This window comes from Shewanella sp. AS16 (assembly GCF_021412365.1).
In the GTDB taxonomy this organism is placed as follows: Bacteria; Pseudomonadota; Gammaproteobacteria; order Enterobacterales; family Shewanellaceae; genus Shewanella; species Shewanella salipaludis.
Map to the genome: position 1 here is coordinate 644190 of NZ_JAKCLK010000001.1, position 25912 is coordinate 670101.

The following is a 25912-nucleotide window of genomic DNA, read 5'->3' on the forward strand; positions in this document are numbered from 1 at the left end:
TTAATTTTGTATCTATGTAAAATCCATGTGACAACTTCATCACATTCAGGAAAGTGATATGCGAGCCGAGCATCAGAACATGAGTCACAGCGGCAGAATTATGCTCTGTCTTATCACCACTTATGTCATCTTCGCCATGCTGCTGAACAGCGTGGGTACAGTGATCTTACAAGTGATCAGCAGCTTCGACGTCAGCAAGAGCGGCGCCAGTGTGCTGGAAGGTTTTAAAGACATCCCCATCGCCCTGGTGTCATTCCTGGTTGCCTCATACCTTCCCAGATTCGGTTACAAAGCTGCCCTGGCGCTCGGCATGTCGACTGTCACCCTGGCCTGCGCCCTGATGCCCCTGTTACCCGGCTTCCTGATGACCAAGCTGTTGTTTCTGGCCGTGGGGACCAGTTTCGCCCTGGTGAAGATCTCCACCTATTCCCTGCTCGGGCAAATTTCCGCCACCGCAAAAATCCATGCGGCCAACATGAATCTGCTCGAAGGCTGCTTCATGTTGGGGGTGCTCGGCGGCTACTGGCTGTTCGGGCTATTCATCCAGGGGGAGCAGCACCCCCAGGCTTGGTTAACCGTCTATTGGGTGCTCGCCGCCCTGGCCCTGGCGAATCTGCTGCTCCTGCTAAGCACCCCGATCGCCCGGGAGACCCGGTCGGAAAACAGCCGGGAAGACAGGGGCAATTTCAGCAAGATGCTGAAGCTGACGACCCTGCCCTTCGTGCTGACCTTCGTGACGGCGGCCTTCTTCTATGTCTTGATCGAACAAGGGGTCGGCAGCTGGCTGCCGACCTTCAACAACCAGGTACTGCACCTGTCGGCCGGTATCAGTGTGCAGATCACCAGTATCTTCGCCGCCTGTCTCGCCCTGGGGCGCCTCTCGGCCGGGCTTATCCTGCGCCGGGTGCATTGGTACCCCCTGCTGATGGGCTGCATTGCCGCCATGGCCAGCCTGCTGTTGCTCATACTGCCCGCGGTGGCAACCCTGGCCCCCGAGGCGCAGATCACCCAATGGCACCAGGTCCCCGCCGCCGCCTTCATCCTGCCCATGCTGGGCATGTTCATGTCCCCCATTTATCCGGCCATAAACTCGGCGGTGTTGAGCGCCTTGCCAAGACACAGGCATGCCCCCATGACAGGGCTGATAGTGATCTTCTCCGCCCTGGGAGGGACCCTCGGCAGCCTGATCACAGGTTTGATCTTCGACCATTTCGACGGCCAGAGCGCCTTCTACTTCATGTTGTTGCCCATGGCGGTGCTGGCGCTAACCCTCAGAGGCTTCAAACGTCAGCTCACCCCTGCCGAGCCGCTGCTATCCGCATGAATAGCCGTATGGCTACCCGTATGCAGTTCAGCTGCATCTGTGATTTATTGGCGTATCTGATATGCTGGCGATGCAGCTGAAATCCGCAGTGCCCGGGCCGGGAGCCAAACCGGCATCCGGGCCTTATGCCAGTAAAACCAAGGAGGTAGCATGATAGAGTTATACACGGCCGCAACGCCCAACGGTTTCAAGATTTCCATCGCCCTGGAGGAAATGGGCCTGGAATATAGGGTGCATCATCTGGCGCTCTCTGAGGGCGAGCAGAAGCGGCCCGAATTTCTTGCCATCAACCCCAACGGCCGCATTCCGGCGATAATAGACACAGACAACGACGACTTCGCGGTATTCGAGTCCGGCGCCATCTTGCTGTATCTGGCCGAGAAAACCGGCCAGTTTCTGCCCCAAGATCCCAAACAGCGCTCACGGGTGATCCAGTGGCTGATGTTCCAGATGAGCGCCGTCGGCCCCATGATGGGCCAGGCGAACGTCTTCTATCGCTATTTCCCGGAAAAGATCCCGGCCGCCATCGCGCGCTACCAACATGAAGGCCGTCGCCTGTTCGAGGTGATGGATACCCAGCTGGCCAAGCATAGGTACCTGGCCGGCGACGAGTACAGCATAGCCGACATGGCCAGCTGGCCCTGGGTGCGCGGCTACGACTGGAGCGGCATAGAGATAACGGGTTTGCCACACCTGCAACGCTGGCTCGATGAACTGGCACAGCGGCCCGCCTGCCAGAAAGGCATAACCATCCCGCCATCGACCGAGATGAGCGATGAGGACAAGGCCAGGCAGATCTTCAAGATGGTGACCGAGTAGCCAGTCCCCGAGACGGCGCGGCCCAGGCCTCGTTATGAGTATCGTCATGAGGCCTTGCATTGGCGTCTGCCTGTTCGCCCATACACCCAAGGCGCATACACCCAAGGCGCATAAACCCAAGCTGCATGAACCCAAGCCGCATAAACCGGGACAAGCCGATGGCTGGCTGCCTGGGATAAATGTTACACTTGGGGCCGGATTTTATCAGCGGTTTGCCCTAATAGGGCCAAACCGCATTTTTTGCTGCCAGGCCGATACCCATGACCTCTATTCCCAATCAGGACTCACACAGCCAAGCTGGGCTGCAGGCGACAACGCCGGCACAGAAGCGCGCCCTGAGTCATGCCAATACCATCAAGCTGTTGTTCGCCCAGGTGCTGCAGGATGCCCAGCCCGCAGACAGGGTGCTGGCCAATTATTTCCGTGAACACAAGAAACACGGCTCCAAAGACAGAAGGGTCATACGCGAGACCCTGTTCGGCCTGTTTCGTTGGTGGGGCTGGCTGCAAAAGCTAGGTGCCTGGCAGCAATCCGGGGACTGGTTCGCCATGCTCTCGGGTTGCGCCCTGCTCGAAGCCCATCCCTGGCGCGACATTCGCGACGCCTGGCAGGGGTTTTCCGGCCTGGACGCCTTTCCTGCCGACATAGGCCGGAGCTTAACTGAGCAACAGACGCTGATGGCCGCCATGGCCCCAGGGCAGGACTTCGCTGCCGGCGAGCTGGTGCCCGCCTGGTTCTGGCGAGTCTGCCCCCTGGAGGGCGAACAACAGACGCGGCTGATAGAAGCCCTCTGCAGTCGCCCGCCCATCTGGGCCCGAGTCCAGAAAATCGGCGTCGATGAGGCGCTGACCGAGCTCAAGAAAGCGGCGCTGGCGGCCAGCGCCAGCGAGTACTTCGACGATGCCATTAACCTCGGCCACAAGAGCATGAATCTCAACGAACTGGCGCTGTACAAGGCGGGTAAGTTGGAGATCCAGGATCTCGCCTCCCAAGTCATAGGCAGGGTGTGCGCACCGGCGCCGGATGAACTCTGGTGGGATGCCTGCAGCGGCGCCGGCGGCAAGAGCCTGCAGCTGAGATCCCTCATGCTGCAGAAGGCCGCCGGCCGGCAAAACCAGGGCAGCATAGTCGCCTCGGATATCCGCACCAAGGCGCTGGAAGAGCTCGGCAAGCGCGCACTGCGCGCCGGTTTCGAAGGCATCAGCCTGGCACGCTGGCAGAGCGATGAGCTGCCTGTGCCCCTCGCCCATTTCGACGGCGTGCTGGTCGATGCCCCCTGCAGCTGCACCGGCACCTGGCGCCGCAACCCGGACATGCGTTGGCTGGATGAGCCGGATAGCGTAATGGACAAGACCGAGTTGCAGCTGGATATCCTCAGTCGCAGCAGCCGGGCGGTGAAGCCGGGCGGGATCTTGGTCTACGCCACCTGTTCCCTGGCGCCGGCGGAAAATCAGGATGTGGTCAATAAATTTCTCGCTCTGCATGACGAATTTGAACTGCAGACACTGCAGCACCCCTTCACCGGCGAGTCGACCCGGATGTTGACCGTCTGGCCCTTCGAGGCCAACAGCGACGGCATGTTCGTGGTACGGATGCAGAAGCGCTTCTGAAATATGGCCTGCCGCTATCCAGCGGCAGGCCATAAAAATACCCAACAGAAACAAGGGAGCCCTCATATTTCCTTGCGCCTGGCTCACTCACTGGGCGTCTGCCGGGTTGAGGTCATGGAAAGCATTTTCTGCCAGTGCAATTTGGGCAAATATTTTCACCATCAAACAATAAATATTTCGCTTTAGCTTCATCCTGCCTTTGGGTAAAAAGAGCTGTGCCGAGAATGGCACAGTTATTTTTGGAATTTTGACCATGTCACACTCCTATGAATTTGACGATGATACTGCGCCATGGGGCGACAGCGTCAAAGGTAAGCAAAAGACGAAACGGGTAAAACAGCGCCGCAGGGATACCAAGCGGCGTTACTTTGATGAAAATACCGAGGTGGAATTCGCCCAAAACAAATGGAAGTAATCCCCCTCTAGTTGTACCGAACATATCTTAGCCAGTTGCAGTCGGCTGCAACTGGCTACATTCCTTTATCGCCTCCCCATAAACCGCCAACGAGCACGCCGTGAAGCCGCTAAAAATTCATAGGCTAACGCGCTGTTTTCCCTTATGCTTTTCTGCTGTTGCTGTTTCCCCTTCTAAAGGATGAGCCCATGAAAACCCAAAACCCAGATTTCATTTATCCCCCCGGCAGCATGCTGATGCACTCGCCACTGGTGCTGAATAACGCCGACATGTATGGCTTCTTTCTCAAGGGCAAGTTGGCCAATCTGCAGCGTTCGGTAGACAGCACCCTCAACCAGGTGGCCGGCGGCGCCATGTATTTCAAGGTGCTGTCGCCCTATGTGCTGACCACTTTTACCCAGATAGCCAAGGCCTATTCTGCGTATCCGGCAGACAGGGAGAAGGGGTGGATCCAGGAAACAGATATCATCACCTGGGTCATGCTGGGGCGCCAGGATGATGCCGACAGCGATAACATAAGCCAGGTGTATTTTCAGCCATTGCATATCTGGGTCAACGACGCCATGGCCTTGATCAACGGTCGCGAGCTGTTCGGTTATCCCAAATACCTGTGTGAGCATAAGATGCCCGCCCCGGGGGAGAAGTTGACGGAATTGTCTCTGGCCGCCAAAAGTTTTCGCCGGTTTTCGGCCGAGACAGAGCTGGCCATGCATTCTCTGTTGGAGGTGAGTTGCAGCCCCGGGCCCGAGACGCCCCTGTCGACACTGGAGGCCATGGAACAGACATGGCAACTGCTCAAGGCCCAGACGGACTTCATTCCCCAGCTGGATCTGCTTGGCGCAGAGCAGATGTTCGAGCTGCTGTTCAAACCCGCGATAGAGCAGGTGTTCCTGAAGCAACTCCCGGACGCCTCGGGGCAGAAGGCCGTCTACCAGGCGATAGTCGCCGCCCCCGCCAAGATCAACAAGGTGCACTCCATCTGCTTGCTGGAAAATGAGCTGCGCGCCACCCTGTTCGATAACGCCAGCTTCCCGCTCAAGGACAGCCTGGGACTGGAGTTGGGAGAACAAGGGGTATTGCTGCCCTATCATGTGAATTTCGATTTCGAAGTACCGCCGGCCGAGGTGCTGGTGGATAACTCACAGATCAAGAAACAGAAGATCGCCATTCTCGGCGGCGGAGTGGCGGCCATGACGGCGGCCTATTACCTGACCGACAAGCCAGGCTGGCAAAACCTGTATGAAATAGACGTCTATCAACTGGGATGGCGCGTCGGCGGCAAGGGGGCCAGCGGCCGCAATGCCGCCATGGGCCAGAGGATCGAAGAGCATGGCCTGCATATTTGGTTCGGCTTCTATCAGAACGCCTTCGCCTCGATACGCAAGGCCTATGAAGAACTGGACAGGCCGGCAGGCGCACCATTGGCCGGCTTCCTCGACGCCTTCAAACCCCACAACTTCATAGTACTGCAGGAAGAGATTGCCGGGCGCAGCGTCAGCTGGCCCATCAGCTTCCCCGCGACAGACGGGATCCCGGGCGACAGCAACGAGATCCTCACCCCCTGGAAACTGGTCAAGGCCAGCTTCGCCTGGATACGTCAATGGCTGGGCGAGATGGAGCAGCTGCACGGCGCAGCCGACAGGGAATCGGCCAAACCCAGGCATTGGTTCAGCCATGACTGGTTCGAGCGGCTCAAGGATAAACTGGAGGACTCGGTCGACGACGCCAGGGAGGATCTCGTCGCCCTGGGCGAGCAACTCGAGTGTCATTTCAACCGCCTGATCGACAAGGAATGCCGCGGCCATGAGCATAGAGAAACAGATGACGGCCTGGTGGAGTCCGCCGTCGATGCGCTCCATGCCAGCCTGGTGGAACGCTTCAGCCCGGCGTTGGCGCAGAACGACGAGCTGCGTCACCTCTATATCGCCGTCGATCTTGGACTGACCATACTCAAGGGCATGTTTGTCGATGGGGTATTTGAGCAGGGCTTCGATGCCATCAACGACTATGACTACCGCGAGTGGCTGGCCAGACACGGTGCCAACGAGCAATACACACTGGACAGCGCGCCGGTGCGGGGCTTCTATGATCTTGTGTTTGCCTATGAGGAGGGCAACTTCGAACGTCCCAATGTCGAAGCCGGCACTCTGATACGTGCCATGCTGCGCATCGCCCTCTGCTATGAGGGAAGCCTGATGTGGAAGATGCAGGCCGGCATGGGCGATGTGGTATTCACCCCCTATTACCAGGTACTCAAACGCCGCGGGGTGAAGTTCCACTTCTTCAACAGGGTCGATAATCTCGAATGCCGCAATCAGAGCATAGAGGCCATACAGATCACCGAACAGGTGGCGCTGGCCGACCCAAGCCAAGACTATCACCCCCTGGTCGAGGTCAAGGGATTGGACTGCTGGCCCAGCTGTCCCGATTATGAGCAGCTGGACCCGGAGCAGGCGGCGCTGCTGCAGGCCCATAACATCAACCTGGAACATTTTTGGAGCGATTGGGACAATCGCTATCTGGCCCACTTCGACCGGCCGCTGCCCCAGAAGCGCCTGGTGAAAGGTAAAGACTTCGATCGGGTCATTTTCGGCCTGTCCATAGGCTCCCTGCCCCATGTGGCCACCGAAGTGCTGGCGGCCAGTCCGGCGTTGCAGCAGGCCGTCGACAAGGTCAAGACGGTCGCCACCCAGGCCTATCAACTCTGGCTGGATCAAGATCTGGCCGCCATGGGCTGGGCCCATACTCCGGCGTCCGGCGAACAACCTGTGCTGTCCGGGTTCAGCGAGCCCTTCGATACCTGGGCCGCCATGGATCAATTGCTGGATAAGGAAGCCTGGCAGGGAGAAGCCCCGAAAAATGCCAGTTATTTCTGCTCCGCCCTGCCGGTGGCAAGCTATCCGCCCAGGACAGAGGTGAACTTTCAACAACGCATGACGGACAGAGCCAAGGCCGGCGCCCTGGGTCAGCTCAAACATGAAATCCACCATTTGTGGCAAGAAGTAGGTGAGACCTTTCCCTGGCAGTGGCTGCACGATCCCTTTCAGCGCCAGGGGGAAGCGCGTTTCGACAGCCAATATTGGCGGGCCAATGTGGATCCCTCGGAGCGTTATGTGTTGTCGGTGAAAGGCAGCAGCAGCTACAGGGTCGCCACGGATGCCACCGGCATAGGCAACCTGTATGTCACAGGGGATTGGATCAAGACGGGTCTCAATGTAGGTTGCGTCGAAGCGGCAACCATGGCGGGGATGCATACGGCCAGGGCCATCTGTGGCCACCCGGCCATCATTAAAGGCGAGCAGGACTTCTGACGCCAGCCTCAGCTTTGCACACTGCGGCGTCCCCGACCATATTCTCCGGCCCCAGAGAATATGGTCGGGGAATATGGCCTAATAACCCACTTCGCTTCCCAAGGCCCGGCTTTGGGCGTATTTCTCGCGCCGCTTGTCTATCTTGTCACTGTAGAGTTTGCTGTCTGCCAACCTGAGCCATTCGTGGGACTTGGCCACCTGGGTGTTATCCGCATAGCCACAATGCAGCTTGACCCCCTTGACGCCCTCGGCCAGGAAGGCTTGTTTCAAGTCGTTAATTTTAAGCAGCAAAGCCTCACGTTCCTCGCTGGGCAAGATGATGGCAAACTCATCACCACTGAGGCGATACAGGCTCATGTGTGCCAATTGGATCCCCTGCAGCGCCTGCACCAGGGATTTGAGCACCCTATCCCCCTCGTGGTGCCCCAGGGTTTCGTTGATGGTTTTCAGACCATCTACGTCCAGCAGAACCAGACTCATGGCCTGTTTGACCCTGTCGGCAAATTCGGTCGCTCCCTGCATGAATTCATCGAATGCAAAACGATTGCCTACCTGAGTCAGGGCATCGCGCCGCGCCGTTTCCCAGGCGAAACAGAGCTCTTCGATATGCGCCTTGCGTTCCTCAGACAGCAATTTGAGCTTGTTGGCCAGGGCCAGGGACAAGAGCAGCGCATCCGCCGTACCCCCTATCAGGGTTGCCAGCTCGGCGTACTCGATGAAATCCGGGGTGATGCCCAAATTTCCCGGAAGAATAAGCACGGCAGGCAACAATAAACAGCTGAAAGCCATGATAAAATAACGCGCGGGGGAGAAGCCTTTCATCAGACAGACGTTGCCACAGGTGATCGCCAGGGCTATCCAGAACATGATAAGCACAGAAGCTATGATGGCTGTGTAGGAAATCAGCCAGATGCTGGTCGGCAAAGCCAGAATGCAGGCCCACAGCAAGATCTTGCTCAAACGCCATAACTTGGGTGAATAGCTGGGCAGCTGCAGAAAATACTTATAGAACATGATGTTCAGTATTGGCAAGCCGATGAAGAACAGGTGGTGCAACTCCAGCAGATGAAAGTTCCATAGGTGCGCCGGCAGGTGGAAGGTGAACGCCCAGCCGCCGAAGTAACTCAACACATAGACGCCGTAGAATAAGAAGGCCTTGTCCGAGGTTGAGAGGTAGATAAACAGGTTATAACAGGCGATAAAGACCAAGCCACCCAGACAGAGGGAAATGATCATCGCCAGCTTATCTGTCAGCAACCTATGTTCGGCCAAAGGGCTCATTTCCAACTGAGGTGCAGAAGAGTAATAGCGGCTGCTGAGCTTAACCACCAGCCAATAATCTATGCCTGGGGTGAGGCTGAAGCTGCGGCCATAGTCGAACAGGAATTCATAGGGCGCCGAATAGCCGCTGTGGGCGAGTTGGCTCGAACCATCGCTGCCCAACACCCAATAGTCGACATTCTCTATGATGGAGTTGCGCGCATCCACCACCCAAGTCCCGTCCGTTCCGTGGGGCAACAACTGGGTCACCATCCAATAATCCCCACCGGTCAACTTGACCGAGGGAGTCTCGCGCAGCGAAGACATCCACTCGGGCACCTCGGCATAGGCCGACGGAAATTGCTGCCCCTCATCCAGATGGAAGATATAGGGGGCGTCCAACTCGACTCTCGCCTGCGCCTTTGCGGCACCCAGGCCACACAACAGCATGAGGCCGATAAATATGAAGGTTAAATTAACTCTGGCCATAAAAACTTATTATTATTGATTCGATTAGGATAAGGCATTCATAGCAAGCCCGCCTCATCAGGCAAGGCAGGATAACATGTAACACACTGCAACTTTATGGCTACAGGAGATCTTTTTTACGCCTGCAGCCCAAAAAGCACAAGCGGGTTTTGCCCCCGGACGACACTGGCCGGGTCGAGTACACAGGTCTGATGTTCGCCGCCTGCTGTTGCTGGATGAGCGGCTTAAGGTGTTGATGCTGGCCGGGATAGCCCTGGTGTGGTTCGCGTCTCTGCTGCCGAGCTGGAATGAGCTGGCCAGACGCTTCAAGCGCACCGCCACTAAAACCAGCCCGGACTGAGACCCAGTGTATAGCCAGGATACATTCCCGATGTTCGCGGCACCCGGCTGCGGCTGGCTGTTGCTGGATGAGCGGCTTAAGGTGTTGATGCTGGCCGGGATAGCCCTGGCGTGGTTCTCGTCTATGCTGCCGAGCGGCTGCGTTAGGCTAGCCGGGTACGCGCGCCGACCAGGGTTTGCATCAGGGCCGGAATGTCGAGATCCGCGGCAAGCGGCAGATAATACCAGTCTATGCTGTTGCCTGTGCCCCTTATGCTCAGATACTTGCCCCAGAGCTTAAAGCCGGCTTTGACCAAATTGGCGCGACTGAGACTGTTTTCCTCGCGCACAGTGGCAAACAGCAGCTTGACTCCCAGGGTCTTGGCCTGCTGGATACGCTTGGCAGTCAAGCGAGTGGCGAGCCCAAGACGCCGGTAATCTGGGGCGACCACCAGATAGCCCAGTTCGGCAACCCCCCCGCTTCCCGCCTTGATGACGGCGCAGCCGACCACCTTTCTGGCGGCATTCAAGGCCACTATTATCGCCCTGGCGGCGAAGAAGGCCTCATGGTCCAGGGGATGGGCATTATCGTCACGGCTGTCGACCAGGGCTGCCGCCTGACGTCGTAACCCCTCATCCAGGCAGAGCTCTATGCTGATGCTCTCAGTGTTCACCTTATTCACCATGGTTTATAAATACAGGATGCTCGCCAATCCAAGGAAGGTAAAGAAGCCGACCACATCTGTCACAGTGGTCAGGATCACTGAGCCTGAGAGGGCCGCATCCTGGTTCATGCGCTGCAATATCATGGGCACCAGCACCCCGGCGAATGCCGCCACCGCCATGTTGATCAGTATGGCACAGGCGATCACCATGCCTATCTTGGCCTCGGCAAACCACCAGCCGGATATGGCCCCTATGACCAGCGCCCACAGCAAGCCATTGACTATGCCTATGCCCAACTCGTTCTTCATCAAGGAAAACAAGTTACCGGCAGACACCTGTCCCAGGGCCATGCCACGGATCATCAGGGTCAGCGACTGACTGCCGGCGATCCCTCCCATGGATGCCACTATCGGCATCAGGATAGCCAGGGCCACCACCTGGGACAGCACATGGGCGAACAGGCCTATGGTTGCCGAGGCCAGGAAGGCGGTCAACAGGTTGATCCCCAGCCAGATGGCGCGCCGTCTGGCGCCCTTGATGATGGGGGCAAACAAGTCGTCGGACTCGTCCATACCCGCTGTCGCCATCAGCTGGGACTCATAATGTTCACGAACCAGATCCATGGCCGTGCGCAGGGTGATCCTGCCAATCAGCTCGCCCTCGTCATCGACGACGGGCAACTCTATTTCACGGCTATGTTCTATGGCTTCGGCGGCATCGAGCAGGGAAGTATCGGCGGCGATCGCCCTCGTCTCTTCGGTCATCAAGGAGGTCAGCGGCTCCTCGGGGGCATGTTTGAACACTTCATAGCGACGGACACAGCCCAAATACTTGTCCTGATCGTCGACCAGAAACAGGTTATCGCTGCAGTCCAAGTCGATGCGGCGGAAGAAGCGCTGCGCCTGGGCAACCGACGCCTTGACGCTCAGCACCAGCATCTGGTGATCCGTGTAGCGGCCTATCTCATTCTCGGAATATTGATTGTAGAGTTCGAATCTCTGCCGCTGACGCTCGCCCATCTGCGCCAGGGCGCGATCGGTAAAGCTGTCGGGCAGGGAGTCACTCCAGTCGATCAGATCCTCCGGACTCAACTGAGCGAATAGCAGATCCACTTCTTCGCTCGGCATCCGCTTGAGGATTTCCATCCGCGGCGCGGCGCGCATCAGGCTCAACACAGTCGCGCGTTCGCCAAACTCCACTTGCTGCCAACGCTCGTAACGGGCATCCAGCGGCAGGGATTCGAGCAAGATGGCAATAGTACCAGGCTCGGCCTCGTCGAGGATCTCGCTGAAGACTTCGGCCTGGGCATCGCCCTCGGCCTGGGTCAGTTGTTGCACCACCAGCCCAAGATCTGTCTGTGCCAAACTGCTAACATCATATTCAGTCTTATCTTCGGTCACAGGCATGTCTTCTCTTCACTCGGGTTTAATGCGGGAACTATATTGATATTTAACGGGATAGGCAATTCAACAAATTGAATTGTGCGCAAGTATATTGCCATCTATCAATCATTGTATTAGATTGGCTCCATCATTCACGAGGACAAAGCCATGACACAGACGATTTACGATTTCTCGGTCACAGACATTCAGGGCAATCAGGTTGCCATGGAGCAATTTCGCAACAAGGTACTCTTGATAGTCAATACCGCCAGCCAGTGCGGCTTCACCCCCCAATATAAGGCGCTGGAGGCCTTGTATCGGCAATACAGGGAACAGGGACTGGTGATTTTGGGCTTCCCCTGTAATCAGTTCGGCGCCCAGGAACAAGCAGCTGAGCAGGAAATTCAATCTTTCTGCGAGCTTAACTTCGGAGTGACTTTCCCCTTGTTTGCCAAGATAGAAGTCAACGGCCAGCAGGCCCACCCCTTGTACCAATACCTCAAGTCCCGGGCGAAGGGAGTGCTGGGCACAGAGAAGATAAAGTGGAACTTCACCAAATTCCTGGTCGACGGCCAAGGCAAGGTCGTTTCCAGGTTTGCGCCCACCACCAAGCCCGAGAGCCTGGCGCCGAAAATAGCGGCCTTGCTCAAGCGCTGAACAAAAGGGGGAACCAAAGCTATTGATAACTAACAGCTTTAAAAAATAGTCAAAAAACAGCGGTTATTTTTTGAACTTTAGTCGCCAGAAGCCCTCCAATCCTATGAACAGTGAATATCCACTTTTCATGTTCATCATTCTCCCTGGGACTTCTAGCGCGGTCCCCCTGGATCTAGTGATAGATCAGCTGGCGACCTCTTGGGTTGCCTTTTTTTTTGCGCATTTCCCCTGACATTCCGGACACGGCCCATGAAGGGTCAGCACATAAAAATTACCGGCCACTGAACTTTTATCCTCCGGGCGACTCTGACTCTATGAAGCCTTTGAGAAGTGGATAAGGTCGCTTGCGATCCTGGCAGAAGTGCAATACTGGCAGTTGTGTTATCGCCCTGCACCTCAACACTTAGCCAGAGGCTTCATGTTCATCATCTCCCTTTTGGGAAACAGTCAAACACGCTAGCGCATTGTTTTTCCTGTGACCCCTTTTGAATACTTTGTGGCGACCTTGGGTCGCCATTTTTTATGCCTGCTATTCCTCCAGCAGGGCATCCAACTGCAGCTGTATCGAAGGATGATAGCCACTGCGTGCCCGGGCATAGATGGCCCGCATCTGCTCGAGATAACCGGCAATTTTCAGCTCGGTATACAAAGGGCGAACAAATTTCCCCCGGCCTATGGCGCACAGATAGTCTCCCAGCGCCGGCAGCACGGGATCATAGTTGTTGCGGATGGCCGCCCTGAACCAATCACAGGCGATTTCGGCGTTAGTCGATTGGGTCAGCTTGAAACAGGCATCCAACTCTGCCAGCTGTCCATGGGACAAGATCTCGGGCAGTTGCGCCAGAAAATACTGCCAATGCTGTACCCGCCAGTCTTGCACTTCGAGCCGCATCGCCTGGGTACCGCCGAGCCAGGCATGCAATGCCTCGGTCACCTTATCCAGGCTCGACGAGCTTGGGGCGACAAACTCGCTCGGCAAGCCTGCACCATAGACCCATTCCAGTAACTGCGCCTCGGTGAACTTATCCCCATGCTCATGCAGCAGCGTCTGCCTGGCGTAGTCGACGAAGGTCTCTGTGGTGATGGCCTGGAAGGCGAAATGGGCCACATAGTCATGCAGGAAGGCGTCGAAAGCCGGCCGCCCCAGACAAGCCTCCAACTGATGCACGAACAGCGAAGCCTTGTCATAGGTAAAACGATTGAAGGCCTGTTGAGGATCTTCGTCCTGGACATTGGCCGGCAGGGTCTGCCGCGCCAATGGCAGCAACTGCATCTCTTCCTGCAAGCGAGTGAATTCAAGTACCCATTCCAGCTCGGCCTGTTCCTTGCCGTACACTGCCTCGACGATGCGATTGGTAAAATACGTGGTGAAGCCCTCGTTGAGCCAGAGATCGCGCCAGCTGGCGTTGCTCACCAGATTACCTGTCCAGGAATGGGCCAGCTCATGGGCGACGGTCGATACCAGACTCTTGTCGCCGGCAATCAGGGTCGGGGTGATGAAGGCCAACCTGGGATTTTCCATGCCGCCGAAGGGGAAACTCGGCGGCAGGACCAGGATGTCATAACGTCCCCAGGCATAGGGACCGAGCAAGGACTCGGCGATAGCCATCATCTGCTCGGTGTCTTCGAACTCGGCCGCGGCGGCGGCCAACATAGCAGGTTCGGTATAGATGCCGGAGCGAGGCCCCAGCTCGGCATAGGCCAGCTCGCCGACCGCCAATGCCAACAGGTGTGTCGGGATCGGCTTCTCCATACTGAAGGCGAATTGCCCCTCCAAGGGGGTATCCGCACTGTTCATGGCGCTCATCACAGCCCGCATGCCCTTAGGCACGGTGAGCTTGGCCTCGAAGGTGATCCTTGCCTGGGGCGTGTCCTGCAATGGGATCCAGCTGCGGGCGTCTATGGGCTGAGACTGACTGAAGAGGTAAGGCAGACGTTTACCCCTGGTTTGTTCGGGTGCCAGCCACTGCAGCCCCTGGGCCTGTGGGGAGGTGAGATAATGGATAACCATCTTGGCGGGATGCGACTCAAGCGCAATGTTCAGTCTTTGCCCCAGCACAGGGTCCCTGGCATCCAGGCAGTACGGCAGGGCCTCGCCGTCGGGTGTCTGCACCTTAAGGATCTGCAAGTCCTTGGAATCCAGGAATAAGTGCCGCACATCCGGCAGCATATAGGTCAACGACAGCTCTGCCGTACCCGCTAAGCGTCTGGCATCGAAGTCCACCGCCAGGGTCAGGGCCAGGTGGGCCACCCTGACTTCATCCGGGTTGGCGAAGGAATGATAATCTCTGTTGGTATCCCATTCTGGTTGCACTTATGACTTCCTTTGTTGTTATGCAGGCTTATGAGGCCGGCGGCCAGGTTGCCATAGATGGTAAGCATTGAACGGACAAAAGTCATTGGCACCGGCGGTATTTGCGTTGCCAACCGTGAAAGTATATTGTATCCAAAAAACAAAGGGGAGAATGCTTAGTGAAGAGATACAAGCGCCTGGCCTTGGCTTGCCTGTTGACCACCCAGGCTCAGGCCATGACTCAACCCCAGGGGGAAAGCCTGCCGCCGGTGACGGACATACTGCAACAGGAATACGGCTGCAGCGACACCTTGGTCATACGCGCCCAGGCATTGACCCAGCCCCAGCTCAGCCAGGCTTGCCAACTCATGTTGCAGCAGGAACGTCGCTTCCATCGGCTGCTCGACACCCACGACACCCCAGTGCCTCAGGACAATAATCTCAGGATGCGCGCCAACGTGTATCATAGCCGTGGCGATTATGAACGCTATGTGACGGCACATTTCAATGTGCCCAGCGACAATGGCGGCATGTACCTCGAAGGTCATCCCGAAGCGCCGGACAACAGCGCCGAATTTGTGACTTATGAGCGCCAGGGGCAGATCTGGAACCTGGCCCATGAGTATGTGCATTACCTGGATGGACGTTTCAATCTGTACGGCGATTTCTGTGCCAGCCTACACGACTCCCACAGCGCCCCCGAATACTGCCCCAGCCCCGCCCCGCTGCTGCCTTATCTTGTCTGGTGGTCAGAAGGCCTGGCCGAATACATAGCCAAAGGCAACGACAACCCGGCGGCCCTCAAGCTTGCCGACGAACCCGGCTATGCCTTGAGCGCCCTGTTCGATACCGGCTACGAGCACAACGCCGGCACAGAGCGCATCTATCTTTGGGGATATCTGGCGGTGCGTTTCATGCTCGAGCGCCATAAACCCAGGCTCGATGCCATGCTGGCCTTCACCCGCAAGGGGGATTACCCCAGATATCAGGCCTTAATCACCTTCTGGGGCGACGAGATGGACGAGGAATTTTCCCTGTGGCGACGGCAATTAAATAAAAAAACATAAAAATGCGAAATTTTCTGAACTAACCCAGAAAGTGGCAGTCTGATTATGTGAACCGAATCTTTGTCGTTATGAGTTTCATCGTTCATCATCATACTCCCATTGAGATGGTTTCTAGCGCGACCATCGAAGATTCCGAATTGGAATTTAACGCGACCCCTTGGGTCGCTTTTTTTTTTTTTTTGTCTACCTTCTCCCGCACAAGCGACGCAGGCATTCCAAGCTCATGCCTGCGGGTCTCATACAACCCCGAACGCCGCCCACAAAAAAGGCCTCTTTCGAGGCCTTTTAGATGCAGAAGCTAAACTTACAGGCGGATGCCGGCTTTCTGCAGATCTTTGGCTACCACACTTCTAGGCAGGGAAACATAACCGTCTTTTTCAACGACTTGTTGGCCTTGCTTAGACAGCACGTAACGGATGAACTCGCGGTCCATAGGCGCCAGATCTTTGTTTGGGTGCTTGTTCACATAGATATACAGGTAGCGTGACAATGGGTAAGTACCGTTAGCCGCATTCTCTGTGGTGGCAGCGATATAATCATTGCCTTTCTTGGAGATGGCGACGGCTTTCACACCGGCAGTCTTGTAGCCTATGCCTGAGTAACCTATGGCGTTAAGAGACTGAGATACAGACTGAACCACAGACGCAGAACCAGGCTGTTCGTTTACGTTGGCCTTGAAGTCGCCTTTACACAGGGCGTGCTCTTTGAAGTAACCGTAAGTACCAGATACCGAGTTACGGCCATACAACTGCACATCTTTCGCCGCCCAGTTACCTGTCAGGCCGACATCGCCCCAACGAGTCAGGTCCGCACCGCCACACTTGTGGGTAGATGAGAAGATACCGTCAACCTGTTCCTTGCTCAGACCCTTGATTGGGTTATCTTTATGCACGAAAACAGCCAGGGCATCGATGGCGACGCGAATCGCGGTAGGCTTGTAACCATAGTGCTTCTCGAAGGCTTCGACTTCGTTAGGCTTCATCTTACGGCTCATAGGACCGAACTGAGAAGTGCCTTCGGTCAAGGCTGGTGGCGCAGTAGAAGAACCGGCAGCCTGAATTTGAATGTTCACATTTGGATATATGTGCTTAAACTCTTCGGCCCACAGAGTCATCATGTTCGCCAGAGTGTCTGAACCAACAGATGACAAGTTACCAGATACACCACTTGTCTTTTCGTAAGTGGGTAAAGACTGATCGATTGCAGCCATAGATGCTGCTGAGAATACACCAGCGGCCGTTAAGGTAACCGCGCCGACAAGCTGTTTCAATTTCATTATATGTTGCTCCAGTGTTATGCGTACTTGGTTTCTAAAACGCAGCCAGTATCAATCGCTACAATGACAAGTCTATGACTCTGATGTGACACTTAGATGACATAGTGAAATATAATGTTTGCGCCTTCTCTGCAGCGAGCTGCGCCGTGGCCGGACTCGCAACTATAACTATAGCCCGGGACAGGCCCAAAACGAAAAAACAGGCTGTATGCCTGTTTTTTTCATGGTCCCAGCCTAGTTAACCGAGGACATAGAGCCGCTCTGGGGCCGGCGCTCCAGCAAGTGCAGCGGTATGACAAAACTGAAGGTACTGCCTTTTTTCTGCTCGCTGATGACTGTCAGTTCGCTGTGGTGGTGGCTCAGGGCATGTTTGACTATGGCCAGCCCCAGGCCACTGCCCCCCGTCTGGCGCGAACGGGCACTGTCGACCCGGTAGAAACGCTCGGTCAGACGGCTGATATGCTGCGGCGCTATGCCTTCGCCCGTATCCTTGACGCTGAATAGCCCGCCCGTTGCGGTGCTGCGCCACTGCACCTCGATTTTACCTCCAGGCTCGGTATAACGTATGGCATTGGAGATCAGGTTGGAACAGGCACTGCGCAACTGCAACTCGTTGCCATGGGTATCCAGCCCAGGTTCACAATAGAAGCTCAACTCGTACTGGCCCAATGCCAGGGCACTGGCTTCGACCTTGAGCCCTTCCATCAACTGCGTCATGTTGACGGTATTTTCCAGATTGATGTCGGCAGCATCTTCGATTCGGGACAGTGCCAGCAACTGCTCCACCATGGACTGCATCCTGTGGGTCTGTTGTTGCATCAGCTTCAGCGGCTTGGCATTCACTGAATCCTCAGCCTCCATGCCCTGCATCATCTCCAGATATCCCTGCAGCACGGTCAAGGGGGTCTTCAGCTCATGGGAAACGTTGGCGACAAACTCCTTGCGCATCCCCTCCAGCTGCCGGATACGTGTGATATCCCTGGCGATCAACAACAACTGGCGGTCGCCGTAGGCCATGATACGTATCTCAAGCAAACGCTTTTCCGAGACGGGTGAAGGCAATTCCAGTGGTTCTTTATACTCGGCTTTCTTCAGGTAAGCGGAGAAATCCGGGTGGCGGATCAGGTTATCTATCCGCTGGCCGTTGTCCTGGGGCCAGACGAATCCGAGGATCAGCTGCGCCAGTTTATTGCACCAGAGAATGTTGTGATCCGAATCGAGCACGGCCGCGGCGTCGGGCAAGGCTTCGGCCCCCTGACGAAAACGTCCGAGCAAAGATGCCAACTGCGCCACCCGGCGGCGGTTCTTGCCCTGTAAACGATAGATGCCGTTGAACGTACCTTCCCAGCTGCCACTGCCCTGGGGAGGGGTCAAGCGCCGGTCGCGCCAGAGCCAGTAATTGAGCCTGGACAGTTGGTGGTAATGCCAGGCCAGCAAGCCGAGACTACCGAGCAGGAGTGCCCAGAGTATTTTCCCGAACAAGATCCCTATCAGTAAACATACGGATAGAAACACAGCTATACGCGAAAACAACCGGTATCCGGAATAAGAGTGAGCCATAGGTAAATCCAGGCAAGTTGCCGAATGAAGGCACAAGATAATCTAAATGACGTCTCGTGCCTACCATACAAAGACTAGATACGGGTAGAAAAGCGGTAACCTGCACCCCGTACAGTCTGGATCAGGCGATCATGACCCGAGCCTTCGACGGCCTTGCGCAAACGCCTGATATGCACATCCACAGTCCTGTCTTCGACATAGACATTGGTACCCCAGACATTGTCCAGCAACTGTTCACGACTGTAAACACGTTCCGGATGAGTCATGAAGAAATGCAGTAAGCGAAACTCGGTCGGCCCCATGTCCAGCACAGTGTTACCGGCCGTGACCCTATGGCTGACAGGGTCCAGCAACAGCCCCTGCACGTCTATGGTTTCTTCCAGGCGGGTCGGTGCGCTGCGACGCAGCACTGCCTTGATACGGGCAACCAGCTCCTTGGGAGAGAATGGCTTGGTGATATAATCATCGGCGCCGACTTCCAGGCCTTTGACCTTGTCTTCCTCTTCGCCACGGGCGGTCAACATTATGATGGGGATCTGGCGGGTAAATTCATCCTGCTTCAAACGTTTAGCCAACTGAATGCCACTGCCACCCGGGAACATCCAATCGAGCAAGATCAGATCAGGATAAGGTTCATGCAACAGCGCCACGGCCGAATCGAAATCCTCGGCGGCAGAGGTGGTAAAACCATGCTGTTCCATCACAAAGGTCAGCATCTCGCGGATGGCCAACTCGTCTTCTACTATCAATATCCGTGCAGTCATAAGTGATTTTCTGTCAGTGAATTTCAACATCGCCATTATTGGTCATTTTTATTACAGATTTATGATCAGGCGGCTAACTGGCACTCATTTCAGTGCATTTTCTGTCATAAATAGTTTATCTGACTGTCGGCTCATGGCAATAAAAAAGGAGGCATATGCCTCCTTTCATTAAAAACGCTGTGGTCTTAGAACTTGTGTTCTATACCAACACCGAAGTATTTGTCATCGCTGCTCTCACCGTCGATAGAACGGTTGGTGTAGAAGGCCAACAACTTGGTTGGTTTACCCAGTTTGTAGTCGCCACCAACTGACCAGGAATCACCCTTGTCTTCCATGTCCTGGTACTGAGCCTTCAGCACTACTGCATCCATATGGTAAGCGGCGCTCAACAGGAAACCGTTTTTGCTGTCACCATTTTCAGACTTCTCTTGCTGCTGGTACATACCACCCAGAACCAAGTCGGCCACTTTACCTTGTACCGTGGCACGCAGAACATCATAACCTTTGACGTCTGAGTCGTAAGCAACAGAAGCGAAGAAAGGTGTCTTCTTCAGTTTAGCGTCGCCGTACAGGGCTGCAATACTGAAACCGTCATCGCTGCCGGCACTCATTTGATCCGCATCGCCTTCGGCAGCATAAGTCACGCCGACCTTGAAATCACCGAATGCAGGTGTCATGTAGGTGGCCGTTTGGGCCAAACGGTTTTCACCCTTGAACAGGTGCTTGAGGTCGCCTGACAGGTCGTTGAATTGGTCAACCTTACCTTGAGAAACCTTCAGCATGGTGTCGTTGCGACCTACTGACAGGGCACCGAAATCGCCCTTCAGGCCGACAAACTGGTTACGGGCCAGGAAGTTGTTCTTCGAATCATCGCCGGTATCGACTTCGTATTCGACAGTATAAAAAGCTTCGAGTGAGCTGCTCAGCTCGAACTCGCCTTTAACACCAAAACGAGAAGCATTGCTCTGAATCGTAGTAACAGATTCATCACCTTCATCATTGGACTGTGCAGTAACGTTTAACTTACCATAAACCGTCAATGGCTCGGCAGCGTAAGCAGAGGCCAGAGTGGCAGAAGCGAGTGCAGAAGCAAGCAGAGTTTTACAAAAAACGTTCATCATTTCATCCTTTCGACGTCATTTTCGTCTTGGTTATTGGTTTGGAACGAGCGCAAGTGTGCAATGATTTTGTTTCAGTTTTATTTCACCGAAAGAATTTAGCCGTCATTTTTGCGACACCCAATCCTTTGAGGCTCACAAAAGTCAGTAACCACCCGGCCTTCAGACGGATTCGGTCGAATGTGACGATTAGATGAATATTGTGGCAGCCGTATTTTACCGGCCAAACTATCCGGGTTTACCCCAAGTCGTGTATGCCGTAAACTGCCCTTTTATTTTTATTGGGCGCTTCTCATGTGGTTTAAAAATCTTACCCTCTACCGCTTTAACAAACCTTTCGCCATCGAAACCGAAGCATTGGAAACGGCACTCGCAGACTTCACCTTCTCTCCTTGTTCCAGTCAGGATGTCAGCAAATTCGGCTTTTCAAATGCCTTGGGCAAACAAGGCAGCGCCTTGGTTCACACGGCCAACAACCGCCATCTGGTGTGTGTCACCAAAGAAGAAAAAATTCTCCCAGGGCAAGTCATCAAAGAAGCTTTGGAAGAGAAGGTTGCCCTCATAGAAGATGAAGAAAACCGCAAGCTCACCAAGAAAGAGAAAGACGCGCTCAAAGACGAGATAGTGACCAGCCTATTACCGCGCGCCTTCTCCCGCCGCAGCCAAACCCGCGCGCTGATCTTGCCGGAGATAGAAATGATCTTGGTCGACAGCTCGAGTGCCACCAAGGCGGAAGAGTTGCTGGCACTCTTGCGCAAGGCCTTGGGCAGCCTGCCGGTCATACCTCTGAGCTTCAAGGCCCCGGTCGAGAGTCACCTGACCCAATGGCTGCAGGCGGGCAGCTCCCCGCTGCCATTCGAGATGCAAGATGAAGCCGAGCTCAAGTCTGAGGCCGACGAAGGCGGCATAGTGCGCTTCAAACAGCAGGACCTGAAGGAAGACGAGGTGCTGGCACACCTGGCGACAGGCAAGCAAGTGCATAAACTGGCACTGCACTTCGGCCAATCTATCGCCCTCCTGTTGCAATCGGACGCCAGCGTCAAGCGCCTGAAGTTCTCCGAAGAGTTCAGGGCTGGCAACGACGAAGTGGGCACAGAAGATCCCCTCGCCCGCCTGGATGCCGACTTCGCCCTGATGGGCAGTGAACTGGTGGCCCTGATGCACGCCCTGGTCGAGTCTTTGGGTGGCATAGAAGAGCCGCAGCAATAAGCCGACCCTGCCAGCAAGCTCTGTTAGCAAACCCTGCTAACAAACTCTGCTCGTAAACAACAAGAAAGGCGCCCCTGGCGCCTTTTTTATGCTTATGCTTATGTTTATGGCTGTTTGTGTGACTGTTTGTATGGCTTTCTTATGATGTCGGCCCGGTTCCGACCCGGGCTATGGGCTCAATCACAGCCCGGCCCCACTCCTGCTGCTGAAGCTGCCTTGGGCATCCAAGGTCTGTCTATGCCGGGCTTGGCGCCAAGGTCATCCCTCTCGTTTCTGCTTGCCGTTACCCGATAGGCAGAGGCTGAAAATAACGCCCCCGCAAAGATGGTGAAAAATATGCTGGGTTTCACACAGGCCTCCTTCTGGTATCATTCTGGTTCTTAATAGAAAATGCGCCCGAGTATCACGAGTCGTGATGGCATTCTCATCAGAGGCAGACAAAAGCTAACACATAAGTTCCTTGGCCAGAGGAATCAGGAATAACTATTAGCATGCATCCAATATCTATCATTATGTTCGCCTTACTGCTGTTATTTTCAAAGGCGGGTCTGAGTCAGGATTTTGAGTCTGAAGAGATACAGTTGAGGGAGTCGCCCCAGGCCTTCTACGATAAGCTCTACCGTGTGGTCGGCTTTCCCGTGAGATTCAGCAATCGCGTCGAATTTGAACAGGCGGCGCAGGAGCTGGGCTACAGTCCGGCGGCACTGCTGCATAATCTGCAACAGCTGGCCAGGCTCAACCTGGAGTCCGGCGTCGTGGGCGCCAACAAGTATGATGATGCCCACAGCCTGATAACCCAACTGGGGGCCATAGCCCAAACCGACTATGAACATGCCATGGTTGCCATGCTGAATGGCCGTTATTTGGGCCGCACCCAACAGGACTACCAGCAAGCCATCACTCGCTATAACCGGGCCCTGGCCCTGCTCGAAAACACTCAGGGAATCGAAGCCAAGTTACTGAAATATACCATACAGGAACACCTGGGCACCCTGCACCTCTTGCTGCGTCAGGACATACCGGCGCTGGTGCACCTCAATAGCCACCGTGATATCGCCTACCAGCTCAGAAACAATTACCTCATTGCCGCCGCCGAGGCCAGCCTGGGCAAGTATTATGGCAAGCATCAACAACTCAACAAATCGCTGCAACAATACAGCGAAGCCTTCCGCCTCGTCAGCCAGGGGGATTACCCAGCGCTCAAGGCTCACCTGCAGCTACAACTGGCCAAGGTGTACCGGGATCTTAAGCAGTGGGACGAGGCGCTGGAGAATGCCCACGCCGCCGCCACGGGCTTCGAGGACCTGGGCAACACGGCATACCTGTCGAGCTGTATGACGGTTATCGCCATGACCTATGGTGAGCAGGGATTATGGAATAGAGCGATAGATTATTATCTCAATGCCCAGCAGATAGATGCCAAAAGGGGCAACTATACCGCCCAGGGGCTTAACTTCCATAACCTGGGCGAAGCCTACTCCAAGATTGGCGATAACGATAATGCCCTGGCCTATCTGCTCAAGGCCAACAAGATATTCCACGACAAGCAGAGTCAGCATTATCTCGTCTATAACGAGCTGCTGATTGCGGAAGTCGGCCAGAATCGCCTGGATTGGCCTCTGATGAGCGAGCATGCGGATAAGGCACTGACCCTGGCCGAGACACTGAAATTACAGGATGAGCAGATAGAAGCCCTCAGACTCAAAGCGACTGCGGCCAGGGAAGTCAAAGATTTGCCCGCTGCCATAGCCGCCATGGATGCCATCCTGGTGCTGACGGAACAAAGGCTCAGCAGACCGAGCCTCAAGACGGATTACAACCCTTCACTGCTGACAGAGCAGAAACTCAAGCTGGACTTGAGTGCCAACCAGGGCAAGTTGGTCCGGCTGCAAGCGTCGCAAAACCGCACCACCAGCTTCTTGATCCTCAGTCTGCTGAGCACACTCATACTGGGGGCGGTCACGGCTTTGCTCTGGCGCAAACGCCAGGGCCTCAGCCAGCTGAACCAGCGCCTTATCCAGGCGCAACTCAGGGATGTCATGACGGGGCATGCGGGTTACCCTGGCCTGATACAGGCTCTGGAGCAGGCATCCCTGGGGCAGCGTGGCGACCGGGAGCCGGCCGCCATCGCCCTGCTATGCCTGCCCGCGGCAACAGATGCAGATCTGACCCAGGGCCAGGATGCCAGTATCCAGCAACAGCTGCTGCGGGTACGGAACCTGAGCCAGGCGCTGAACGCGCAAACCTACATACTGCGCCCGGGCTTGCTGGCCATCTATCTGAGCCGGGATCAGGACAATGACAGCCTATGCCACAAGATCCGCGCCAGCCTGGATCAGCATGAAGCTGGCAGCCACTTCAGCCTGGGGCTGATAAGGCTGCCACTGCTCGCCAACCCGGATATCAAGCTCAGCGCGGCACTGCAATTTGAAACCCTGCAACTGGCCCTGGCCGGCGCCATGAGCCTGGGCCAGGAGCAAGACAACTGGGTCAGCCTGAAACCCCTGGACTTCGTTCCTTCGACACTGTTCGCCGCGCCCTTGTATTTACACCTGACCAAGGCCATAGAGCGGGGCTTGATTCGGGTAGAAACCAATGGTCATAAGGAGCAGATCCTATGGCCCGAATGGAAACCTCAGCAAGATCAGCAACAATTAGTCAAACTGTGAACTATGGGCGAGTTTATTCGCCCCGGGACAACAAAGAAGATTTCCACGGCACCGTGATTGTTATAACATTAGCGCCACTAAGGTCATAAGTCATGCCTGACTAAGGTTAATCACCTTTTAGCCTCGCAGCGGTAGGATAAAATAGCAATGAAGGATTCAGACGCAACTGTCTCTCAACTCAATCTTTTGAAGCAGAAGCTTCACTCGGCGAAGACCGCCCTGGATGAGATAAATGAAGACAGGAATACCAAGCTGCAGACCCTGCTCCAGTTCATAGGCCATCTCAGCCTCGCCTGTAAGGGGCAAAATCTTGAGCTGGACAATAAACTCGCCAAGCTCAGGCATAAGCTCAATACCTTCGAGCGGGTCGATGAGGCCCTGCCCGAGTTAGTGGATGTCGAGCGCCTGCTCAAGGGCCAGTACAATCATGTGATGGTACAGCTCGAAGAGAGCCGCGCCGGGCTTTCCCGGGTCATAAGACAGATCCAGCGGGTCGAATCTGCCCCGGATAGACTCAAGAAAGAGATCAGTTATTTCAAACAGGGACTGAGCAAGCCATTCCATACAGTGTGGGAATACATTCCCAAGGTCGAACAGCTGATCGGTTTCTATGAACTCATACTGCAGCAGGAATTCACCGACGAGCATCGTCTCGAGGTGCAACCCAAGCATCGCCAGCTGGCCCATGAGCTGGCGCAGATGGTTTCCGAAATTGAATTTCGCAAAGATCAGCGGGATCAGGTGCTGGTCATCAAGGAATTGCTGGCCTCAGAGCTTGAGCTCGATTCCCTGTTGGATGCCTATCAGACCATATTATCCCTGCTGCTCGATAACATAGCCCGTGACAAGACGGCGTCACAGGAGTTTCTCTACACCCTCAACGACGCCATAGGCGCCGTCAGGGAAGTGATGACCGACTCTCATAATCAAGTCCAACGCAGTGAGCAGCTCAAGAGCCAGTTGAATCGGGAGATCAATGCCAACGTCGACAGAGCCGATGATGCAATAACCGAAGTCGATGATATCACTCGTTTAAAGCAGCAACTGACGGAAGAGCTCAATGCCCTCAAACTGTCATTGGCGCGCAAGGAAGCCCTGGAGCAACGCGAGCAGGCACTGCAGCGCAAGTCCATAGAGACAATGCGCAAAGAACTCGATGCCCTTGGCAATGAAGCCAAGAGCTATAAGGAAAGGCTGTTCGAACAGCAAAAACTCAACCTGCTGGACAACCTGACCCAGCTCCCCAACAGGGCGGCACTCGAAGAGCGCATGGAGCAGGAGTTCCGCAATCACAAGCGGCATAAGACCCCCCTCTGGGTGGCGGTGGCCGACATAGATCACTTTAAGTCGATCAACGACAGTTTCGGCCACAGTACCGGCGACAAGACACTGCAGGTGATCGCCATGGCATTGAAGAACTCCTTCAGGGACACAGAATTTGTGGCCCGCTACGGCGGCGAAGAGTTTGTCCTGCTGTTGCCCGATGTCGCCAACAAAGACATAGCTGCGCTGTTGAACCGAGTGCGTGAGAAGATAAAAAATATTCCATTTAAATTTAAAAATCAGAGAATTACGGTTACAGTATCTATAGGTGCCGCGCAAGTTTCCGGCAATGAACATATACAGGAAACCTTTGAAAGGGCCGATGCCGCACTCTACAAGGCCAAAAACGAAAGCAGAGACAGAGTCATTATCGACCAATAGC

Annotated in this window: 19 protein-coding genes; 10 read left to right on the forward strand and 9 right to left on the reverse strand. The window is 55.3% G+C overall.

Annotation, left to right across the window (positions count from 1 at the left end; genetic code table 11):
* Positions 1-58: 58 nt before the first annotated feature.
* The 3 genes from LZP73_RS02885 (at position 59) to LZP73_RS02895 (ending at position 3753) form a co-directional block, all read left to right on the forward strand.
* Entirely contained in the window at positions 59-1324 is a 1266-nt protein-coding gene (locus LZP73_RS02885; protein ID WP_234232975.1) for an MFS transporter, read from the forward strand.
* 150 nt (positions 1325-1474) lie between these two features.
* Positions 1475-2143: a glutathione S-transferase family protein gene (locus LZP73_RS02890; RefSeq protein WP_234232976.1), complete on the forward strand. Its 669-nt coding sequence runs from the start codon at positions 1475-1477 to the stop codon at positions 2141-2143.
* 260 nt (positions 2144-2403) lie between these two features.
* Positions 2404-3753 carry an RsmB/NOP family class I SAM-dependent RNA methyltransferase gene (locus LZP73_RS02895; protein ID WP_234232977.1) on the forward strand — a complete coding sequence of 450 codons (1350 nt, stop codon included), beginning with the start codon at positions 2404-2406 and terminating at the stop codon, positions 3751-3753.
* Between the two features lie 87 nt (positions 3754-3840).
* On the opposite strand, the gene LZP73_RS02900 is transcribed toward LZP73_RS02895, so the two are convergent.
* Positions 3841-4008 (reverse strand): hypothetical protein, encoded by a 168-nt coding sequence (locus LZP73_RS02900; protein WP_234232978.1) that lies wholly within the window; start codon positions 4006-4008, stop codon positions 3841-3843.
* Here LZP73_RS02900 and LZP73_RS02905 point away from each other — a divergent pair.
* On the forward strand, positions 4007-4168 hold the full coding sequence (locus LZP73_RS02905) for a small highly charged protein (protein WP_169563283.1): 162 nt from the start codon (positions 4007-4009) through the stop codon (positions 4166-4168). The two genes, LZP73_RS02900 and LZP73_RS02905, sit on opposite strands and share 2 nt — an antisense overlap.
* A 188-nt stretch (positions 4169-4356) precedes the next feature.
* The gene (locus tag LZP73_RS02910) at positions 4357-7479 is read left to right on the forward strand and encodes an NAD(P)-binding protein (protein WP_234232979.1); all 3123 of its coding nucleotides are present in this window, start codon (positions 4357-4359) and stop codon (positions 7477-7479) included.
* Between the two features lie 78 nt (positions 7480-7557).
* Here the strand turns inward: LZP73_RS02910 and LZP73_RS02915 are convergent, their stop codons facing one another.
* The 3 genes from LZP73_RS02915 to LZP73_RS02925 all read right to left on the reverse strand — a co-directional run bounded on the left by LZP73_RS02915 (position 7558) and on the right by LZP73_RS02925 (position 11618).
* Positions 7558-9228: a GGDEF domain-containing protein gene (locus LZP73_RS02915; RefSeq protein ID WP_234232980.1), complete on the reverse strand. Its 1671-nt coding sequence runs from the start codon at positions 9226-9228 to the stop codon at positions 7558-7560.
* Between the two features lie 482 nt (positions 9229-9710).
* A complete protein-coding gene (locus LZP73_RS02920) occupies positions 9711-10220 on the reverse strand; it encodes a GNAT family N-acetyltransferase (RefSeq protein WP_234232981.1) in 510 nt (169 codons plus the stop codon).
* 15 nt (positions 10221-10235) lie between these two features.
* Positions 10236-11618 (reverse strand): magnesium transporter, encoded by a 1383-nt coding sequence (locus LZP73_RS02925; protein WP_267960045.1) that lies wholly within the window; start codon positions 11616-11618, stop codon positions 10236-10238.
* A 144-nt stretch (positions 11619-11762) separates the two neighbouring features.
* Between LZP73_RS02925 and LZP73_RS02930 the strand changes: the two genes are divergently transcribed.
* Positions 11763-12251 (forward strand): glutathione peroxidase, encoded by a 489-nt coding sequence (locus LZP73_RS02930; RefSeq protein ID WP_234232982.1) that lies wholly within the window; start codon positions 11763-11765, stop codon positions 12249-12251.
* Between the two features lie 529 nt (positions 12252-12780).
* Here LZP73_RS02930 and LZP73_RS02935 read toward each other — a convergent pair.
* Complete coding sequence (locus tag LZP73_RS02935; RefSeq protein ID WP_234232983.1) at positions 12781-14565, reverse strand: M1 family metallopeptidase; 1785 nt, start codon at positions 14563-14565, stop codon at positions 12781-12783.
* 215 nt (positions 14566-14780) lie between these two features.
* Between LZP73_RS02935 and LZP73_RS02940 the strand changes: the two genes are divergently transcribed.
* Complete coding sequence (locus LZP73_RS02940; RefSeq protein WP_234233326.1) at positions 14781-15611, forward strand: collagenase; 831 nt, start codon at positions 14781-14783, stop codon at positions 15609-15611.
* Positions 15612-15915: 304 nt separating this feature from the next.
* On the opposite strand, the gene LZP73_RS02945 is transcribed toward LZP73_RS02940, so the two are convergent.
* The 4 genes from LZP73_RS02945 to LZP73_RS02960 all read right to left on the reverse strand — a co-directional run bounded on the left by LZP73_RS02945 (position 15916) and on the right by LZP73_RS02960 (position 20332).
* Positions 15916-16887 (reverse strand): PstS family phosphate ABC transporter substrate-binding protein, encoded by a 972-nt coding sequence (locus tag LZP73_RS02945; RefSeq protein WP_234232984.1) that lies wholly within the window; start codon positions 16885-16887, stop codon positions 15916-15918.
* Positions 16888-17121: 234 nt separating this feature from the next.
* Complete coding sequence (gene phoR / locus LZP73_RS02950) at positions 17122-18447, reverse strand: phosphate regulon sensor histidine kinase PhoR (protein WP_234232985.1); 1326 nt, start codon at positions 18445-18447, stop codon at positions 17122-17124.
* Positions 18448-18521: 74 nt separating this feature from the next.
* On the reverse strand, positions 18522-19211 hold the full coding sequence (gene phoB / locus LZP73_RS02955) for a phosphate regulon transcriptional regulator PhoB (protein ID WP_234232986.1): 690 nt from the start codon (positions 19209-19211) through the stop codon (positions 18522-18524).
* Positions 19212-19396: 185 nt separating this feature from the next.
* Positions 19397-20332 carry a porin gene (locus LZP73_RS02960; protein WP_234232987.1) on the reverse strand — a complete coding sequence of 312 codons (936 nt, stop codon included), beginning with the start codon at positions 20330-20332 and terminating at the stop codon, positions 19397-19399.
* 291 nt (positions 20333-20623) lie between these two features.
* On the opposite strand from LZP73_RS02960, the gene rdgC reads away from it, so the two are divergent.
* The 3 genes from rdgC (at position 20624) to LZP73_RS02975 (ending at position 25911) form a co-directional block, all read left to right on the forward strand.
* Positions 20624-21538, forward strand: a complete 915-nt coding sequence (gene rdgC / locus LZP73_RS02965; RefSeq protein ID WP_234232988.1) for a recombination-associated protein RdgC — start codon at positions 20624-20626, stop codon at positions 21536-21538.
* Between the two features lie 491 nt (positions 21539-22029).
* Positions 22030-24207, forward strand: coding sequence for a tetratricopeptide repeat protein (locus tag LZP73_RS02970; protein ID WP_234232989.1), 2178 nt, complete (start codon positions 22030-22032; stop codon positions 24205-24207).
* A gap of 147 nt (positions 24208-24354) precedes the next feature.
* A complete protein-coding gene (locus LZP73_RS02975; protein WP_234232990.1) occupies positions 24355-25911 on the forward strand; it encodes a sensor domain-containing diguanylate cyclase in 1557 nt (518 codons plus the stop codon).
* Position 25912: the final 1 nt, after the last annotated feature.

Coding starts and splice junctions, on each gene's coding strand:
- LZP73_RS02885 (WP_234232975.1), top strand. CDS start 59: ATGCGAGCCGAGCATCAGAACATGAGTCACAGCGGCAGAATTATGCTC.
- LZP73_RS02890 (WP_234232976.1), top strand. CDS start 1,475: ATGATAGAGTTATACACGGCCGCAACGCCCAACGGTTTCAAGATTTCC.
- LZP73_RS02895 (WP_234232977.1), top strand. CDS start 2,404: ATGACCTCTATTCCCAATCAGGACTCACACAGCCAAGCTGGGCTGCAG.
- LZP73_RS02905 (WP_169563283.1), top strand. CDS start 4,007: ATGTCACACTCCTATGAATTTGACGATGATACTGCGCCATGGGGCGAC.
- LZP73_RS02900 (WP_234232978.1), bottom strand. CDS start 4,008: ATGGTCAAAATTCCAAAAATAACTGTGCCATTCTCGGCACAGCTCTTT.
- LZP73_RS02910 (WP_234232979.1), top strand. CDS start 4,357: ATGAAAACCCAAAACCCAGATTTCATTTATCCCCCCGGCAGCATGCTG.
- LZP73_RS02915 (WP_234232980.1), bottom strand. CDS start 9,228: ATGGCCAGAGTTAATTTAACCTTCATATTTATCGGCCTCATGCTGTTG.
- LZP73_RS02925 (WP_267960045.1), bottom strand. CDS start 11,618: ATGCCTGTGACCGAAGATAAGACTGAATATGATGTTAGCAGTTTGGCA.
- LZP73_RS02930 (WP_234232982.1), top strand. CDS start 11,763: ATGACACAGACGATTTACGATTTCTCGGTCACAGACATTCAGGGCAAT.
- LZP73_RS02940 (WP_234233326.1), top strand. CDS start 14,781: ATGACTCAACCCCAGGGGGAAAGCCTGCCGCCGGTGACGGACATACTG.
- LZP73_RS02945 (WP_234232984.1), bottom strand. CDS start 16,887: ATGAAATTGAAACAGCTTGTCGGCGCGGTTACCTTAACGGCCGCTGGT.
- phoR (WP_234232985.1), bottom strand. CDS start 18,447: ATGGCTCACTCTTATTCCGGATACCGGTTGTTTTCGCGTATAGCTGTG.
- phoB (WP_234232986.1), bottom strand. CDS start 19,211: ATGACTGCACGGATATTGATAGTAGAAGACGAGTTGGCCATCCGCGAG.
- LZP73_RS02960 (WP_234232987.1), bottom strand. CDS start 20,332: ATGATGAACGTTTTTTGTAAAACTCTGCTTGCTTCTGCACTCGCTTCT.
- rdgC (WP_234232988.1), top strand. CDS start 20,624: ATGTGGTTTAAAAATCTTACCCTCTACCGCTTTAACAAACCTTTCGCC.
- LZP73_RS02970 (WP_234232989.1), top strand. CDS start 22,030: ATGCATCCAATATCTATCATTATGTTCGCCTTACTGCTGTTATTTTCA.
- LZP73_RS02975 (WP_234232990.1), top strand. CDS start 24,355: ATGAAGGATTCAGACGCAACTGTCTCTCAACTCAATCTTTTGAAGCAG.